This is a genomic window from Actinomyces dentalis DSM 19115 (assembly GCF_000429225.1).
In the GTDB taxonomy this organism is placed as follows: Bacteria; Actinomycetota; Actinomycetes; order Actinomycetales; family Actinomycetaceae; genus Actinomyces; species Actinomyces dentalis.
The window spans coordinates 15,460-32,355 of sequence record NZ_AUBL01000047.1; the positions used below are offsets into that span (position 1 = coordinate 15,460).

At 71.1% G+C, this 16,896-nt stretch carries 15 protein-coding genes; 7 read left to right on the plus strand and 8 right to left on the minus strand.

From position 1 onward, the window contains the following. Positions 1-57 precede the first annotated feature (57 nt). Entirely contained in the window at positions 58-576 is a 519-nt protein-coding gene (locus tag G446_RS0110605) for a MerR family transcriptional regulator (protein WP_034470150.1), read from the plus strand. Between the two features lie 76 nt (positions 577-652). Here the strand turns inward: G446_RS0110605 and G446_RS0110610 are convergent, their stop codons facing one another. Both G446_RS0110610 and G446_RS17405 read right to left on the minus strand, forming a co-directional pair. Continuing rightward, positions 653-2,257 (minus strand): Hsp70 family protein, encoded by a 1,605-nt coding sequence (locus G446_RS0110610; protein WP_026410130.1) that lies wholly within the window; start codon positions 2,255-2,257, stop codon positions 653-655. Positions 2,258-2,305: 48 nt separating this feature from the next. Beyond that, positions 2,306-3,583, minus strand: coding sequence for an MFS transporter (locus G446_RS17405; protein ID WP_084779169.1), 1,278 nt, complete (start codon positions 3,581-3,583; stop codon positions 2,306-2,308). A gap of 206 nt (positions 3,584-3,789) precedes the next feature. On the opposite strand from G446_RS17405, the gene G446_RS0110620 reads away from it, so the two are divergent. The 4 genes from G446_RS0110620 to G446_RS0110635 all read left to right on the plus strand — a co-directional run bounded on the left by G446_RS0110620 (position 3,790) and on the right by G446_RS0110635 (position 9,243). Beyond that, the gene (locus G446_RS0110620) at positions 3,790-5,064 is read left to right on the plus strand and encodes an inorganic phosphate transporter (protein WP_026410131.1); all 1,275 of its coding nucleotides are present in this window, start codon (positions 3,790-3,792) and stop codon (positions 5,062-5,064) included. Then, positions 5,061-5,306 (plus strand): hypothetical protein, encoded by a 246-nt coding sequence (locus tag G446_RS0110625; protein ID WP_051285925.1) that lies wholly within the window; start codon positions 5,061-5,063, stop codon positions 5,304-5,306. The genes G446_RS0110620 and G446_RS0110625 overlap by 4 nt, the downstream gene beginning before the upstream one ends. 68 nt (positions 5,307-5,374) lie before the next feature. Then, positions 5,375-6,913, plus strand: coding sequence for a glycoside hydrolase family 32 protein (locus G446_RS0110630; RefSeq protein WP_026410133.1), 1,539 nt, complete (start codon positions 5,375-5,377; stop codon positions 6,911-6,913). 245 nt (positions 6,914-7,158) lie between these two features. After that, positions 7,159-9,243, plus strand: coding sequence for a PTS sucrose transporter subunit IIABC (locus G446_RS0110635; protein WP_211228289.1), 2,085 nt, complete (start codon positions 7,159-7,161; stop codon positions 9,241-9,243). Between the two features lie 88 nt (positions 9,244-9,331). Here the strand turns inward: G446_RS0110635 and G446_RS0110640 are convergent, their stop codons facing one another. Next, the gene (locus tag G446_RS0110640) at positions 9,332-10,339 is read right to left on the minus strand and encodes a LacI family DNA-binding transcriptional regulator (RefSeq protein WP_026410135.1); all 1,008 of its coding nucleotides are present in this window, start codon (positions 10,337-10,339) and stop codon (positions 9,332-9,334) included. Between the two features lie 77 nt (positions 10,340-10,416). Beyond that, positions 10,417-11,067 carry an SGNH/GDSL hydrolase family protein gene (locus G446_RS0110645; protein WP_026410136.1) on the minus strand — a complete coding sequence of 217 codons (651 nt, stop codon included), beginning with the start codon at positions 11,065-11,067 and terminating at the stop codon, positions 10,417-10,419. An 87-nt stretch (positions 11,068-11,154) separates the two neighbouring features. Here G446_RS0110645 and G446_RS0110650 point away from each other — a divergent pair, with 87 nt between their 5' ends. Then, complete coding sequence (locus tag G446_RS0110650) at positions 11,155-11,487, plus strand: hypothetical protein (RefSeq protein WP_156916622.1); 333 nt, start codon at positions 11,155-11,157, stop codon at positions 11,485-11,487. 31 nt (positions 11,488-11,518) lie between these two features. Here the strand turns inward: G446_RS0110650 and G446_RS0110655 are convergent, their stop codons facing one another. The 3 genes from G446_RS0110655 to G446_RS0110665 all read right to left on the minus strand — a co-directional run bounded on the left by G446_RS0110655 (position 11,519) and on the right by G446_RS0110665 (position 14,181). Next, positions 11,519-12,163, minus strand: a complete 645-nt coding sequence (locus tag G446_RS0110655; protein WP_281170224.1) for an ABC transporter ATP-binding protein — start codon at positions 12,161-12,163, stop codon at positions 11,519-11,521. A 41-nt stretch (positions 12,164-12,204) separates the two neighbouring features. Next, entirely contained in the window at positions 12,205-13,314 is a 1,110-nt protein-coding gene (locus G446_RS0110660) for an ABC transporter permease (RefSeq protein ID WP_026410139.1), read from the minus strand. 309 nt (positions 13,315-13,623) lie between these two features. Next, positions 13,624-14,181 carry a GNAT family N-acetyltransferase gene (locus G446_RS0110665; RefSeq protein ID WP_026410140.1) on the minus strand — a complete coding sequence of 186 codons (558 nt, stop codon included), beginning with the start codon at positions 14,179-14,181 and terminating at the stop codon, positions 13,624-13,626. An 893-nt stretch (positions 14,182-15,074) separates the two neighbouring features. Here G446_RS0110665 and G446_RS20035 point away from each other — a divergent pair. Continuing rightward, the gene (locus G446_RS20035; protein WP_156916623.1) at positions 15,075-16,145 is read left to right on the plus strand and encodes a hypothetical protein; all 1,071 of its coding nucleotides are present in this window, start codon (positions 15,075-15,077) and stop codon (positions 16,143-16,145) included. 416 nt (positions 16,146-16,561) lie between these two features. Here the strand turns inward: G446_RS20035 and G446_RS0110670 are convergent. Then, on the minus strand, positions 16,562-16,896 hold a 335-nt coding region (locus tag G446_RS0110670), incomplete at its 5' end, for an IS5/IS1182 family transposase (protein ID WP_026410141.1).

A 16,896-nucleotide genomic window follows, 5' to 3' on the forward strand; every position in this document is an offset into this window, starting at 1 on the left:
CACGTGAGTGCGAATGAAGCGATCCGGGTGGACGCCGCCCCCCAGCGCGCACAGGGCATGCTCTTCGGCGACCCACTGCCGGAGCTGGACACCAGCACCGGCTACCGGGGCCCCATCGCCTGCCGCGTGGCCGGAATCACCTACCGCCAGCTCGACTACTGGGCCCGCACCGGCCTGGTCGAGCCCACCGTGCGCGGCGCCCGGGGGTCCGGATCCCAGCGCCTGTACTCCTTCCGGGACATCCTGCTGCTCAAGGTCGTCAAGCGCCTGCTCGACACCGGCGTGTCGCTCCACCAGATCCGTATAGCCGTCGAGGCCCTCCACGAGCGCGGCGTGGAGGACCTGACCGCCATCACCCTCATGAGCGACGGCGCCTCCGTCTACGAGTGCACCAGCGCCGACGAGGTCATCGACCTGGTCCAGGGCGGGCAGGGCGTCTTCGGCATCGCCGTCGGACGCGTGTGGCACGAGGTCGAGGGCACCCTCGCCCAGTTCCCCACCGACAACGCGGCCTGCGCCCCCGTCGTGGAGGACGAGCTGGCCAAGCGCCGCGCCGCCCGCCGCGGAGCCGTGTGAACCCGCCCCGCTCCAGCGCCCGCGGGGCGGGCGGAGCCGGATGGCCCCGCCCGCCCCGCGGATCGCGGACGCCCTCTCAGCCGCGGTGCTCGCCCAGCAGGTAGGTGCGGGTGAAGCCGTCGGACAGGTCCGTCAGGCTCACGCGCACCAGGCCCGCCGAGTCGATCTCGTAGCGCTCGCGCACCCACGGCCCGTAACCGGTGCGCCGCACCTCCACGGCGCCCAGGTCCGGGGCCTCGCGCAGATCGCGGTCCAGGGGGAAGAGGACCTCCCGCCAGGGGGACAGCTCGCCCACGGGCTCGCCCCGCTCGTCGATGCCGCTGCACTCGGCGAAGCGGTAGCGCCCGACATTGTGCACCGCCGGGTACTGGCGCTCGATGACCGTCGCCGGCGCCCCCTCGGCCGGGCGGGCGTCGGAGTCCTGGACGGCCCCGGGCGCCAGGATCGCGTCGAAGGTGGCGCGCCGCCCGTCGTCGGCCTCCCGGAACACGCCGAACCCGCGCGCCAGGCGGTCGGTGAGCGTGACATTCGAATGCGGATCCACGGCGATGGCCAGGCCGATGGCCGTCGAGGCGCCGGGGTAGGGGGAGCGGTGGACGCGCCGGCCGTAGCGCTCGCGCAGCATGCGGGCCACCGGCGGGAAGGCCGAGGCCCCGCCCACCAGGTAGATGCCCGCGATCTCCGTCAGATCCGGCGCCCCGTCGTCGAGCCCGCCCACCAGGGGCTCCATGAGCTCCAGGGAGCGCTGGAGCAGCGGCCGGGCCGCCTCGTACAGCTCCGCGGTCTGAAGGATGACCGGCCGGCCCCGCAGGTCGATGACGATGCGGCGCGTCTGCGGGGCCAGCGACTCCTTGGCCTCGCGGCACTGGTCGAGCAGGTCGTCGGTCTCCACCGACGACAGCTCCTCCTGCCCCACGCCGGCCCGCTCCAGGATCATCTCGGCCAGCAGCAGGTCGATGTCATCGCCACCCAGGTCCGACTGGCCGCGGGCCGCGAGCACCTCATGATCCCTGCCCACCACGTCGACCAGCGCGGTGTCGAAGGTGCCCCCGCCCAAGTCGTAGGTCAGGACCCGGGTGCGCCGGGAGGAGACCGTCGCGCCCCGGCGGTGGCTGTACTCGAACCCGGCCGCCGAGGGCTCGTTGAGCATGGAGGTCACGTGGAAGCCCGCGGCCGCGAAGGCGTCGAGCGTGATCATCCGCTGGGCGCCGTAGGCGTGGGCGGGCACGGCCACGGCGATGCGATGGCGCTCGTCGCCCAGGTCGACCCCGGCCAGCAGGGAGGAGCGCCACAGCCGCTCGCGCAGGTAGCGCAGGTAACTGGCGAGCACCTCGCCCAGGGGCAGGGCGGTCGACCCGAAGGGCACGGGGGCGGACCACGACGCGGTGGGCGAGGACAGGCGGCGCTTGAGGCTGCGCACCAGCGGCGCGCCCCGCCGCGCGGCCCGCCGCGCCTCGAAGCCGTGGACCAGGCCCTCGTCGGTCAGCGCCGACAGGGAGGGCAGGAAGTCGTGATCGTCCCCGAACAGGTCGGTGAACCCGGCGACGGGATAATTGCCCCGATCGGCCAGGCTCACCACCGTGCGGGTGGTACCCAGGTCGATGCCGATGCTCATGGCGGGATCCGCCCCCGACCGGGGCTGCTTCCCGGACTTCTTCTCAGTGCGCCGCTTCGGTGTCATTGTCGTGCTCCGCTCGTTATACCGGTCTGCGCCCGAACTTTATCCTTTCTACGGCGCCGCGTGGTCGCATGCGTCCGCAGCGCGTCCCCGCATGTCCATCCCGGCGCGCCTGTAGGCGCGGGGCACGGCCACCGCGGCCCAGGCCCCGCCGAGCAGGCCCGTCAGCGCCGTCGCCCACATCCCCCAGGCCAGACCGCCGGCCGCGGTCAGGGCGCCGGCCGCGAAGGGGCCGACGGCGGAGCCCAGGCCGCCCACCGCCTGCCACCACCCCAGGAAGCGCTCGCGGCCGGGGCTCGGCGCCAGGTCCACGCCCATGGTCATGACGATGCCGGAGCCGAAGCCGTTGCCCAGGCCCATCAGGCAGGTGCCCGCGACGAAGCCCGTCGGGCTCGTCCACAGCACGACGAGCACCAGGGAGGCGCCCATGACGAGCAGGGCGGGCAGGAGCCCGGCGAGCCGGCCGTAGCGGTCCATCCACCGCCCCGACGGAACGAACATGGCCACGTCGACCAGGGCGCCGGCCGCGAAGGTAGCCGAGACCAGGGCGTCGTCCAGGCCCAGATGCGCGCCCCACAGGGGCACGAGCGCCGTGCGGTTGGTGCGCAGCAGCTGAAGGCAGATCATGGCCAGGGCGACGACGCTCACGGAGCGCGCATCCGCGCGCCGAGCCGGGGCGGACGGGGCCGGGCCCCGTCCGCGTGACGGGTCCGGGCCGGGCAGGGGGTTGGCCAGGACCAGGCCCAGGGCGGTGAGCGTCATGAGGATCTGCACGGCGAAGGGGCCGCGCCGTCCCGCCAGGACGATCACCCCCGCCCCCAGGCTCGGGCCGACGAGCACCCCCAGGCGCATCATCCCGCCCAGCAGGGACAGGGCCCGGGCCCGCGCCCACGGCGGCACGGCGTCGGCCACGGACCCCTGGCGCGCCAGGGCCCACAGATTCCCCGAGGCGGCCAGGGCCGCGACTCCCGCGATGAAGACCCCGACGGCGGCGCCCGAGGGCGCGCCCGTGGCTCCCAGCATGGCCACTGCGGCCAGGACGGCGAGCCCGGCGCCCAGGATCATGGAGCGGCGCCCCCCGACCCGCCCGACCAGCGCCCCCATCGCCGGCGCCGTGAGGACGCCGACCGCGCCGAGCAGCCCGAGGACCGCGGCGCTCAGCGCGTGCGACATGCCCGTGTCCGCGGCGGCCAGCACGAGGACCGGCTGGACCGCCCCGGTGCCCACGGCGTAGACGGCGGTGGGGACGTAGACGCCCGGCGTCAGGGGGCGCAGGACGCGCGCGGCGCGGCGGTCGGGCTCAGCCCCGCCGTCGGGGCGCCCGTGCATGGTCTTCACGGTCCCATCGTCGGTCACGGGCCCCGGCGCGGGGCCGCCGGGTGAGCAAGGACACCCCGCGGCAGGTGAACAGCAGGTGAACGTTGCGCCCCCGGGGCCCGATCGGCTCCGTCCGTCGGCCACACTAGGAGCCGATCGCACCCGCGATCCGGGTCGGACCGCACCGCGGCCCGCCCGTCCATCAGACCGGGAACGGCATGAGCACAACCCTGTTCGTCGTCACCGTCGTGGTCGTCACGGCGCTGATCTTCGACTTCACCAACGGCTTCCACGACTCCTCCAACGCCATGGCGACCTCCGTGGCCACCGGGGCCTTCACCCCCAGGCGCGCGGTGCTGGTCGCGGCGATCCTCAACATCGTGGGGGCCGCCCTGTCCACCGAGGTCGCCAAGACGATCTCGGGGGGCATGTTCGACGACGCCCTCATCCAGGCGGCCCCCGCGATGGTCTTCGCCGGCCTGGCCGGGGCCATCCTGTGGAACCTGGCGACCTGGCTCTTCGGCCTGCCGTCCTCCTCGTCCCACGCCCTGTTCGGCGGGCTCATCGGCGCCGTGCTGGTGGCCGCGGGCCTGGAGGGAGTGCGCTGGGGGACCGTGGTGTCCAAGATCATCCTGCCCGCCTTCATCGCCCCGGCCGTCGCCGGGCTGGCGGCCGCGGCGGCGACCTGGGTCGCCTACCGCGTCGCCCGCCCCGCCGACCGCCGCACCCAGGCGGTCTTCCGCGCCGGCCAGCGCGTCACCGCCTCCATGGTGGCCCTGGCCCACGGCACCTCCGACGGCCAGAAGACCATGGGCGTGATCACCCTGGTCCTCATCGCCGCCGGCTACCAGGCCCCCGGCACCCCCCCGCAGTGGTGGGTGATCGCGGCCGCGGGGCTGGCCATCGGCCTGGGCACCTACTCGGGCGGCTGGCGCATCATGCGCACCATGGGCAAGGGCCTGGTCCACGTCGACCCGCCCCAGGGCCTGGCCGCCGAGACCGCCTCGACCGTGGCCATCCTGGCCTCCTCGCACCTGGGGTTCGCGCTGTCGACCACCCACATCTGCACCGGCTCGATCCTGGGGTCGGGGGTGGGCCGCGGCTCCAAGGTCTCCTGGGGCACCTTCGGCCGCATGGGCGTGGCCTGGCTCATCACCCTGCCGTGCGCCGCCGTCGTGGGCGCGCTCACCTCCTACGTGGCGGTGCGCGGCGGCGTCGCCGGCACCGTCGCGGTCATCATCGCCCTGGCCGTGGGCGCGCTGCTCATCATCCGCCAGGCCAACCACAACAAGGTCGACTTCTCCAACGTCAACGACGCCCACGAGGTCGTCGTGGCCAAGCGGACCGACCCGAGCCTGGGCCGCCCGCCGCGCACCCTGCAGGAGGTCAAGGCCGAATTCGCCACCGCTCCGGGCCTGGCCGTCACCTCCCCGGCGCCCGTGCCCTCGACCTCCGCCACCGCCCGCCGCTCGCAGAGGGAGCACGTGGCATGAGCGGCCTGCACGTCGACTGGGCCTCCCTGGCGCTGGTGACGGTGGTGACCGTGACCGTCACCGCCCTGGTCATCCTGATCGTCTCCCTGGCCGCGCGCATGCTCGGCGAGGTCCGCCTCAAGCGCGAGGCCGGCCGGGCGCAGGGCCTGCACGCCGCGGAGGTCGCCGCCGGGTTCTTCCTGGCCCTCACCGCGGGGATCGTGCTGTTCGGGCTGTGGCTCATCGTGCCCTACTTCCACTGACGCGCCCGGCGGAGGATCGCCCCGCCATCGAGCCCCGCGAGCGGCCCGGGCCCTGTTAGTCTCGCGGCATGACTGAGGACCTGCGGGCACTGGCCGACGACGCGATCGCCTCCTCCCGGGCGGGGGAGGACCCCGACTACCCGCTCGTGCACGTCGCCCCGCCCGTGGGCCGGCTCAACGACCCCAACGGGCTGCTCGTCGACGCCGGGACCTACCACGCCTTCTACCAGTTCACCCCCCTGCACGGGACCCGCCGCCTGGTCTACTGGGGCCACTCCAGCTCCACGGACCTGCTGCACTGGCGCCACCGCGGGGTGGCCGTCGTCCCGGACAGCCCCTACGACGCCTCTGGCGCCTACTCCGGCAGCGCCCTCGTCCTGACCGGGGCGGAGGCCGGGGCCGCCCCGGCGCGGGCCCCCTACCAGCTGTTCTACACGGGCAACCTCAAGGACCCCGTCACCGACGAGCGCACGGCCAGCCAGTGCCTGGTCACCTCCGCGGACCTGGACGACTTCGCCAAGTGGCCCGCCAATCCGCTCATCGCCGACCACGCCCCCGGCTACACCGCCCACTACCGCGACCCGCAGGTGTCGCGCGACCCCGAGCGCCCCGGCGCCTACCGCATGCTCATCGGGGTCCAGCGCGCCGACGAGACGGGCGCGGCCGTGCTCTACCGCTCGCGCGACCTGCTGACCTGGGAGCCGGCCGGGGAGATCACCTTCCCCGACGCCGGCGGGGCCCTGGACGACTTCGGCTTCATGTGGGAGTGCCCGGGCCTGGTCACCCTGACCGACGAGGTCACCGGCCTTGAGCGCGACGTGCTCATCTGGTGCCCCCAGGGCGCCCGGCCGGCCGGGGCTGAGGGCTACGAGAACGTCTTCCCCTGCGTCTACGCCGTCGGGCGTCTGGCGGGCACCGAGCTGCGCGAGTGCGACGGCACCGTGCGCGAGGTCGACCGGGGCTTCGAGTTCTACGCCCCGCAGGCCTTCGCCCGGCGCCCCGGCGAGCCGGGGCCCGTGCTGCTGACCGGGTGGGCCGGCAACGCCGGCGAGGACGACCAGCCCTCCATCGCCACCGGCGGCTGGGTCCACGCCCTGACCGCGGCGCGCGCCCTGTCCCTGCGCGACGGGCGGCTCATCCAGCGCCCCGCCCCCGCCCTGCCCGACTCGGCCCCGGCACTGGGCGCCGCCTGCTCGCGCCCGGCCGGCGCCGCCCCCCTGCCCGAGCTCGACGGCCACCGCTCCTGGCACCTGGTCATGGGCGTCGAGGAGCTGGGCGAGGGCGCCTCGGTGGGGCTGCGCATCGGCGACGACGCCTGCTTCGTGACGCTGTGCCTGCGCCGCACGGCCTCGGGCCCGCAGCTGGTCGTGGACCGCTCCGCCTCGCGCTACACCGGCCGCGGCGCCCGGCGCGCGGTCGGCGTGCCCGCCGGGGCGGCCGGGCGCCTGGAGGTCCTGCACGACCGCTCCATCACAGAGATCTTCGTGGGCGACGGCGACCTCGCCTTCACCCTGCGCAGCTTCGTGGCGCCCGACTCCAGTGGCGCCGCCCTGGTGGCCGACGGACCGGTGCGCCTGGGCCCGGTCGCGGCCGTCCACTTCGACTGAAGGCGACCGGCCGGAGCAGCAGGCTGGGCGCGGCCCGCGAGCCCGGGGGACCGCGCGGATCCGCGGGCGCGACACGCCGAGGGGCCGCCGATTCCGCTTGCCGACGGGGAGTGACCGGGGTAATGTGACTATCGTTTGACACAGGCCTGGACGCCCGGCAGCCGCAGCCGGTCCCCGCGTCGAGGATCACCGTCGTGCTCAGCGTCGAGCGGACAGGCCCCAGAGAAAGGAAAGCCCGGGTGGCAATGGATCACGCCCGAGTGGCGAAGGACGTCATCGGCTACGTCGGTGGCTCGGACAACATCACGGCGGCGGCGCACTGCGCGACCCGCCTGCGCCTGGTCCTGGCGGACCTGGACAAGGTCGACCAGAAGGCGCTCGACAAGGATCCCGATCTGAAGGGGACGTTCGTCGCCGGAGGCATGTTCCAGATCATCGTCGGCCCCGGCGACGTCGACATCGTCTTCGACGAGATGGTCAAGTCCGGGGTCAAGGAGGTCTCCAAGGACGAGGCCAAGCAGGAGGCCGCCAAGAGCGGCAACCTCTTCTCCCGCTTCATCAAGATGATCGCGGACATCTTCGTCCCCATCCTGCCCGCCCTCATCGCCGGCGGCCTCATGATGGCCCTGCACAACGTGCTCTCGGCCGAGGGCCTGTTCGGCGACCAGTCGCTCGTGCAGCGCTGGTCCTGGCTGGCCGACTACGACAGCCTCATCAACATGGTCTCGGCGGCGGCCTTCGCCTTCCTGCCCATCCTGGTGGGCTTCTCCGCCACCAAGCGCTTCGGCGGCAACGTCTACCTGGGCGGGGCCATGGGCGCCGCCATGGTCTCCACCTCCCTGCTGAGCGCCTACGACATGGCCAAGGAGACGGCCGCCAGCAACTTCTGGCTGTACCAGGGCATCGGCGACAAGTGCTCGCTTGACAACAACGCCTGCATCGCCGACCTGATGGCCAAGGGCTCCATCCCGGCCGCCGACGCGTGGAACCTGTTCGGCCTGCACGTGGACAAGATCGGCTACCAGGCCATGGTCATCCCCGTCATCTGCATGGCCTTCATGCTGGCCACCATCGAGAAGTGGCTCCACAAGCGGCTGTCGGGCACGGCCGACTTCCTGCTCACCCCGCTCATCACCATCCTGCTCACCGGCTTCCTCACCTTCGTCGTCGTCGGCCCGATCACCCGCGTGCTGTCGATCTGGATCACCGACGGCCTGAACTGGATGTACACGACCCTGGGCGCAGTGGGCGGCCTGCTCTTCGGACTGGTCTACTCCCCGATCGTGGTCACCGGCCTGCACCAGTCCTTCCCCGCCGTCGAGATCCCGCTGCTCCAGGGCGCGGGCGACTTCATCTTCCCCATCGCCTCCGTGGCCAATGTCGCCCAGGGCGCCGTGGCCCTGGCGGTCTTCTTCAACACCCGCGACGCCAAGATGAAGGGCCTGGCCGGGGCCAGCGGCGCCTCCGCCGTCTTCGGCATCACCGAGCCCGCCATCTTCGGCGTCAACCTGCGCCTGCGCTGGCCCTTCTTCATCGGCATGGGCGCGGCGGCCATCAGCGCCGCTGGCGTGGCCCTGCTCAACGTGCGCGGCCAGGCCCTGGGCGCCGCCGGCTTCGTCGGCTTCGTGTCCATCCGCCCCGACGACATCGTCAAGTACCTCCTGCTGGAGGCGCTCAGCTTCGCCCTCGCCTTCGGTGCCGCCTTCGCCTACGCGCGCACCGCCAAGGGACGGGCCTCGCTGGCCGGGGACGAGGACGAGGCCGCCCTGGAGGCCGCCGCCACCGCCGAGCGCGCCGCGGCCGCCGCCCCGGCCGTCGAGGTGGAGATCCCGGCCGAGGCCGCCCAGGACCTCACCGTCACCGCCCCCATCAAGGGCCGCGCCGTGCCGCTGAGCGAGGTCGAGGACCAGATCTTCTCCTCGGGCATGCTCGGTCCCGGCCTGGCCATCGACCCCGACTCCGGCCCCGTGGTCAGCCCCGTCGACGGCGAGGTCCTCGTCGCCTTCCCCACCGGCCACGCCTACGGCATCCGCGCGGCCTCCGGCGTCGAGCTGCTCATCCACGTGGGCATGGACACCGTCAACCTCCAGGGCGAGCACTTCACCCCGCGCGTCAAGCAGCACGACAAGGTCCGCCGCGGCCAGACGCTCGTGGACGTGGACTGGAAGGCGGTCGCGGACGCCGGCTACAAGACGGTCACCCCCGTCGTCGTGTCCAACGCCACCGCCTTCGGCCCCGTGACCGACGAGCACACCGGCCCGGTCGAGCGCGGAGACGCCCTCTACGCCGTCGAGCCCGCACCCGCCGAGGAGGAGGCCGCCACCTCCTGACGCACCCCGGGGCCCCGCCGGCCCGCACCCGCCTCACCGCGGGCGCGGGCCGGCGCGCCGTCGGGACCGCCGACGACGCGACAGGCCATCAGGTGGTGCGGCCCACCACCAGCTCGCCCGGCAGCTCGACGAGCCGCTCCAGCGCGGCGCGCGGATCCTCCCCGGCGGCCGCGGCCTCGATCTGGGCCACCAGCGAGGCCACCGCCTCCCGGGCGATAGCGGCGATGGGCTGACGGACCGTCGTCAGCCCCGGCAGGGCCCGGCGCACGGCCAGCGTCCCGTCGAAGCCGACCACCTTGAAGTCCTCGGGCACCCGCAGGCCCCGCCCGCGCGCCCACTCCAGGACCTCGGCGGCGCTGAGGTCGTCGGTGGCGAACACGGCGTCGACCCGGTCCGCCACCGGGTCCAGGCGATCGGCGACGGCCGCGGCCCGCAGCGGCGCGGGAGTGTGGAAGTCGACCGTCAGGACCACCGGCTCCACGCCCGCGCGCCCCACCGCGCCGCGGTAGCCCGCCTCGCGGCGGTTGTGGGCCCCGGCGCGGGAGGTCAGCAGGGCGGGGCGGCGGGCCCCGCGCTCCAGGAGGTGGCCGGTCGCCGCCCTCCCGCCCTCCTCATTGGCGCAGCGGACGTTCGGGATGGCGGGGGACAGGTCCCTGTCCACCGCCACCAGCGGCATGCGGATGGCGCCGTACTCGGACAGGTCCTCATTGTGGGCCCCCGAGACGATCCCGTCGACCCGGTGGGAGACCAGCAGGTCGAGGTACTCGCGCTCGCGGTCGGCCCGCCCCATCGAGTTGCACACGAGGATCCGGTAGTCGTGGACGGCCAGGGCGTCCTCCAGCTCGGCGGCGAGCTCGCCGAAGAAGGGCAGGGCCACGGTGGGCACGATGACGCCGATGGTCCGGGTGGACTTGCCGTGCAGGGCGCGGGCGAGCTGGTTGGGCCGGTACCCCAGCTCCTTGATCGCCGCGGCCACCCGGTCCTTCGTGGCCTGGCTGAGGTAGCCGCGGTTGTTGAGCACGCGCGAGACCGTGGTCAGGGACACGCCGGCGGCCCGGGCGACGTCGGCGAGCGTCGGCTCGTGGGGCTGCGGCACGAAGACCTCCTCGGACGCGGGGGCTGAATCGGACCAACTCTATCCCGGCGGCGAGGTCCCCCGGGGCCGCCCGCTCATCATCGGACCGGCGCGCCGCCCCGGCCGCACAGCGACGGGGCCAGGCGCCGGTAGACGCCGATCATGGCGCGGGCGATGGCGGCGTGCCCGGCGTCGTCGGGGTGGATGCCGTCCGCGGCGAGCTTGGCGGCGTCGCCGGCCACGGCCCTGGTGGCGGCGTCGGAGGAGCTCAGGCCCAGTTCGGTGGCCCGCTCGTGGATCAGGCGCCGCACGACGGCGAAGCGGGGGCCGACGTCGAGCGCCGGGAAGTAGGGGGCGACGACGACGGGCACGCCCCGCAGCCTGCGCGCGAGGAACTCCAGGTCGTGGCCGACGGCCCGCCTGACCAGGTCGAGGTGGGAGGGCAGGGCGGCGGCGTCGCTCAGGCCCAGGCACACGGTGAGCACGTCGGGCTCGGCGCGCACCGCCGTCTCCAGCCAGGTCGAGTCCCGGCACGAGGGGGAGCGCCCGCCCCCGGGCAGGTGCCCACCGCGCCGGACGAAGAACCCCATGCCGTCGGCGGCGAGGTTCACCTCGCGCCAGCGCAGGTGCTCGCACACCAGGGAGGTCCAGCGGTTGCGCGGGTGGCTGATCGACCGCCAGCCCGTCGTGACGGAGTCGCCCAGGAAGACGGCGGTGGGGAAGACGGGGCGGCGCGGCGTGGTGGGCACGTGCCGACCCTAGCCGAGCCGGTGCGCCCAGCCGATTCACAGGCTTCGCAGGGCGGGGGTTGAGGGCGGGATTATAACGTCCACATCATGGATGCGCCCGAGATGAACAGAACCCTCTACATCGACGAGTCGGGCAACCCCGTGTCCGGGCCGGAGGCGCACGCGGACCGGGAGGCCGGGGCGCCGGCCGCCTCGCCGGCGGCGCTGCTCGGCCCGCTGTGGTGCACCGGGGTCCTCGTCGGCGTCGTGCTCAGCGCCCTGGGGCTGCTCATGCTGCTGGCCAAGGGACTGGCGGCCGTGGTGCTCTGGCCGCTGGGCACGCTCACCGCCATTCTGGGCGTCACCCTGGTGTGGGCGGCGGTCAGCGCCCAGCGCGCGACGCGGCGCCTGACGCGGCAGATGAGCCTGCAGGGCCCCTGAGCGGCGGGACGTCCGCCCCGGGCGCGCGCCCTCACCTGGGCGCCAGGACGCCGTCGTGCATGACCAGCACCCGGTCGCACACCGGCAGGAGGCGCTCGTCGTGGGTGACCATGACGGCGGCCTTGCCCAGCTCGTGGGTCTGGTCGGCCAGCAGGCGGGCCACGTCCCGGGCCCGACGGGTGTCCAGGGCGGCGGTGGGCTCGTCGGCCAGGACGATGTCGGGGTCGTGGTAGAGGGCCACGGCGATGGCGGCGCGCTGGCGCTCCCCGCCCGACAGGTCCGCGGGGTAGGCGCGGGCCCGCCGGGAGATGCCCAGGTCCTCCAGGAGGCGGTCGCGCCGGCGGGGGTCGGCCCGGGTGCGGGCCGCGGCGTCGTGCAGGGCGAACTGGTCGTTGAGCCTGAGGAAGGGGACCAGCCCCGAGGCCTGGAGGACGAAGCCGATGCGGCGCAGGCGCAGGTCGGCCCGGCGCCGCTCGGGCAGCGCGGAGAAGGGCTCGCCCGAGATGGTCACGGTCCCGGTCGAGGGGCTGCGCAGGCCGCCCATGATGGTCAGGAGCGTGGACTTGCCCGAGCCGGAGGGGCCCAGGATCCCCACCAGCTCGCCGCGGCGGAGCTCGAGGTCGGTGCTGCGCAGCGCGTGGACGGTCTCGCCGCCCTGCCGGTAGTCCCTGGACACGCGCTCCAGTCTCATCGCCGGGGGGCCGGCCTTCCCGGCGCTCACGAGACGGCCTCCACCGGGTCGATGCGGGCGACCGCCCGCACGGAGATGAGGCCGCCCGCCACCGACACGGCGACGAAGGCGATCGCGATGAGGGCGTAGAGGGGGCCGGAGGAGCGGAACGGGACGGTGCCGGGCAGGAGCAGGGAGGTGCCCAGGGCCAGGAGCGAGCCGATCGCGATGCCGGCGCCCGACAGCACCAGGGTCTGCGCGCAGCCGGAACCGGCGAGGTAGCCGGTCGGCACGCCGCGCGCCTTGAGGATCCCGATCACCGGCCGCTTCTGCAGGGTCAGGACGTAGATGAAGATCCCCAGGACCGTGGAGGCGATGAGGACCAGGGAGCCGATCATGAGGCTGAAGGTGAGGATCTGCGCCGAGTAGCCGGGCAGGGAGCGGATGATCTGCTCGCTGGTGAAGATGCTCAGCCCGGCGTCGCGGGCCCGCTCGAGCGCGTCGGCGTCGGCGCTCAGATCCGCCCCGTAGACGACGGCCGAGGCCGCGGGCGGCGGGGCGGCGGGGGCGTGACAGCGCAGCGCGTCGGCGTCCAGGGTCACCACGGGGGCCGCCTGGAAGGTGGTGTCGCGGGTGAAGCCCACGATCGTCCAGTCGTGGTCGGAGCCGAGCAGGCGGATGGTGTCGCCGGCGTCCAGCCCCTCGGCCCTCAGGGACTCGTCCGCGAGGACCTCGCGGTCGGGGTCCGAGATGGCCCGCCCGCCGGTCACGGCGGGGACGAGCCCGCCGTCCGGGTCGACGCCGAAGACGAAGACGTCGTCGCGCAGGACGCCGTCGCCGTCGTCCGCCGTCGCGGCCTGGGCCACGGCGGGGGCGCTGATCAGGGTCGCGGCGGTGGTGCCGCGGCTGCCGGCCAGCTCCCGGGCGGCGTCGACCTGCTCGTCGCTCAGGCGCGAGGCGGGGATGCTCTCGTTGGAGGCGTCGGTGACGACGATGCTCCCCGCGTTCCACCCGTCGATCCCGGCGCGGTAGAGGTGTGCCAGGCCCATGGCCAGCGAGGCCAGGAAGAAGGCGAGGTAGGCGACCAGTGCGACGACCGAGACGATGAGCGCGAACCTGAGCGGTTCGTGGCGGATCTCGCGCAGCGCGAGGAACATCGGGCTCCCTGAGGTGTGGGCGGGCGCGCCGGCCGGCGCGCCCGTGCCAGGCTACACGGACCGGATCGCCCGGCGCCGGACCCCGCGGGAGAGATGCGTCGCGCTTCCCTGAAATGTCATAATGCCCCTTATCGGATGCATGTGTGTGCGGAGCGGGTGACGCGCTCGGAGGCCATCCGACGGGCGCCGGTGCAGCTCGCGGCGCGAGCACGAAGCCCGTGGGCGCGGGTCGGCCTCGCGCCCGCCGTCGGCCAGGACCCTGACCGCATGAAGCCCACCACGCCCGCGGCGGCGTCTCCCGATCCGGGCTCAGGCCGGGCGCATGACCAGGCGCGCGACGATGGGCAGCGGGTCGTCCGCGAGCCTGCCGTAGACCAGGACGTCCTCGCGCCCGCCGTCCGGGTCGAGGAGCCTGTCGCGCAGCGTGCCCTCCTGGAGGAACCCGGCGGCCCGCGCGACGTTGCCGGCGTGGCGGTCGCCCGCCACGTGCTCCAGGTCCAGGCGGTCCAGGTCGAGGCCGTCCTCGCTCAGGGCCCAGTCGGCGATCGTGGCCACGGCGCGGCGGGTGAGTCCGCGACCGCGGTCGGGCTCGCCCATCCAGTACGTCACGGCGCCCGAGCGGTTGGACTCGTCGACGTCGATGGCGACCAGGCCGATGAGCGCGCCGTCGTCCCCCGCGATCGCCCAGCCCCGATGCTCCGAACCATTGGAGAGCAGATTGACATAAGCATTCGCCGCCTCGAGATCCCTCACCTCGCCCTGGCGGTCCATGCCCGGCGAGGTCTCGAAGACGCGCAGCACCGCCGCGGCGTCGTCGGCCCTCAGCGGGCGCAGGTGGTGGGATTCGGGTGCTGCCTTGCGTGCCATGAGGGCGATTCAACCATCCTCCGCCCCGCTCGCGCACGCCGTCGGAGTGGGCGGTACCGGACGGGTTGCGTTGGGGAGTCGGATCGGTGCGGCGGTGCGCAGGTGGGTCGGATGCGGCTCCGGACGGGCTGGGCGGCGGGCGAGGGCACCATGACCCTGGGCCAGATCGCCAGCCTGCACTTCCAGTACTCGGCGCACAGGGCTGTCCTCCTGGCTGGCATGGCCGTCCACGAACAGCTGGAAGAGCGTGGAAAATTCACCTGCGCGACCTGGACCCGGCACTCATGGGCCATCTCCTGCGACCACGCCGACGATCTTCGCTATAGGAGGTCCCGCGCATCGTCGTGTCCGCCTGCGCTGACTTCAAGGACCAGCAGTGTTCTCAAAAACACTCCTCAAGAAGTAGCGCGACAGGCCCGTCATGGTGGATGATGGCCTGGCAACGTAACCATCTATGACCACAATGAGAGCTAGCGCCACTCATCGACAGTTGGGATGGGTCTCGCTGCACTCTTGCCAACACATCGACACGCAACCAATTACAGTCTATTAGATAGGAATACCACATGAACATGTGCTTGCGAACTTGAGGAAAAGAGTTTCATAACAGTTGCTTCAGTTCATCGGAGATAATTATGATAGGTTTCTTGGGACTACTTATAGCGCTTACTGGACTGATAGCCGCCTGGCCAAGCCACGCTTCAAACAGGCGCGTGAGTCGTGAGGCCAATCTCAGGTCGGCATATAGAACGTTTGCCAACGACTCGGCGATTCTTGATCGTAAATATTATAGGGCAACAGGCGCACTTCGCCCTCTTTCTCAGGATTCAGAAAGACTGGGAGGACTTCTAGGATACCCAGGCTGGTGTTATACTGGAGGACCTCTTCGACTTATGAATGACGAGAGCATTAAGATCACTCTAAAAGAGGGTGGATATGATGACTGGATCACCCCCAGACTAAGAAAGGCTGGACTTTTTCCACACAAGAAATGGAATCTGATTTCAAACTTAAGAGCGACTACTGGAGAGGGGCCGAAATGGTCGTCAAGAGTATTCGCTGCGAATTCCATTTCAGGGACATATAAATCTGGATTCAGATTTAGCCTATACGAGGGCGAGTACTATGATTTTTATAACACTTCCATAGGGATGGGTTTATTGGCGGCATTTGAACAGGCATCTGCTGATGGTACGAATACAAAATTGTCTCGTCTTCGACACAAGATGTGGACAACAGCATCTGAATCGATTAAGATTCGAGGTTATTTTGCCCTGACAGCAGTGGCTTGTCTGACTGTTGTGGTTAACGATGAAGGTGCTTTGATGCTCATTCATAGAAGAGGAAACAACGTTGCCGACAACAGAGGAATGGTTGGCCCTATTCCTTCTGGGTCGCACTCGACATTCCTTGATGCAGACACTCCTGTTACTTTTCTTGATACGCTTAAACGCGAGTTTGCTGAAGAGTTACTGGGCGTGGATGAGACAGGCGAATCGCCCCGGAGAAAGATTGTCGAAGAGGCGGTTGACGGCCTTATCCAGAATGATCGAGTATATCTACTAGGAATTGGCCTGTATCCGACGCAAGGATATGTCATGGCACTAGCTCTGTGCGTAATCGATGAACGCAGTACGCCAGTAAAGTCATGGATGTCCTCAAAAGGTGTAGCCTCTGTCGTAGAGGCTTTCACTGCAAATTATGAAGGCGACATATTCGTGGCGCCATTTGAGCGAAAAGAAATTGATGCGATCCGTCGGATCCATAGGCGAACTCCATGCCTTGGTGAAATTACGCGCATCATAAGCGAGAATTTCGACGAAGTGAACGAATATGTGACTGGAGTAGCAGGTGACTTGTCGATTTCGGATAAAAACTCGGAGAATCTGACGCAAGATCACCTCACTTCGATGACTCGCGCCGTATTGAAACGAATCTGGCACGGCCCGTCGGGTAAAGACTGAAACCTTTTCATAGAGGTTTACGCTGGAGGCAGTGACCGAAGATCGCAAGCGTAGACGGGTCCACCAGCGAGCCCGAAGTGGTATTTTGTGGGGCCTTGAAATGCTTTGGAAGGAAGATTATTTATCTGAAAACGTAGAGCATGGCAAGGCCGGGTGGAGTGCTCGGTGTTTTTCGGACCGTGGTTTTTGGTGGTATCAGGCTGCGTGTTTGCGGCTGATCGGTTCGTGTTCAACCTCGTTGGGCGTGCAGTAGTCGAGCGTCGAGTGGGGTGTCTGATTGCAGGGTCGGTTTCGATCCACGAGGCAACATCGCATCAGCGAATCTTGGTCGAGGGGCTGGGCTCCCACGATGCCCCCACCCGTGCCGACGACCCCGGGCGGAAGCCCCGCGGGAATTGCCACCACATTAGGGCGTGTTATGTAAGTCGTTTGAGCCAGTGGTCGATGGCGGCGATGCGGGTGGTGGTCCGGTATCGGACGGCGAGCTTGTCGTACCTGGTGGCCAGGCCGCGGTTGTGCCCCAGGCGGCTGAAGCCGCGCTCGACGGCGTTGCGGTCCTCGTGGACGTCGGGGTCGAAGGCGGGCGGTCTGCCCCCGGCGCCGCCGCGTCGGCGGCGGTTGGCGGCCTGGTCGGCCTTGACCGGGATCGTGGCGCGGATGTGGTGGGCGCGCAGCCAGTCCCGGTTGGCCCTGGAGGAGTAGGCCCTGTCCGCCAGAACCCGGTCCGGGCGGGTGCGGGGCCGTCCGCGGG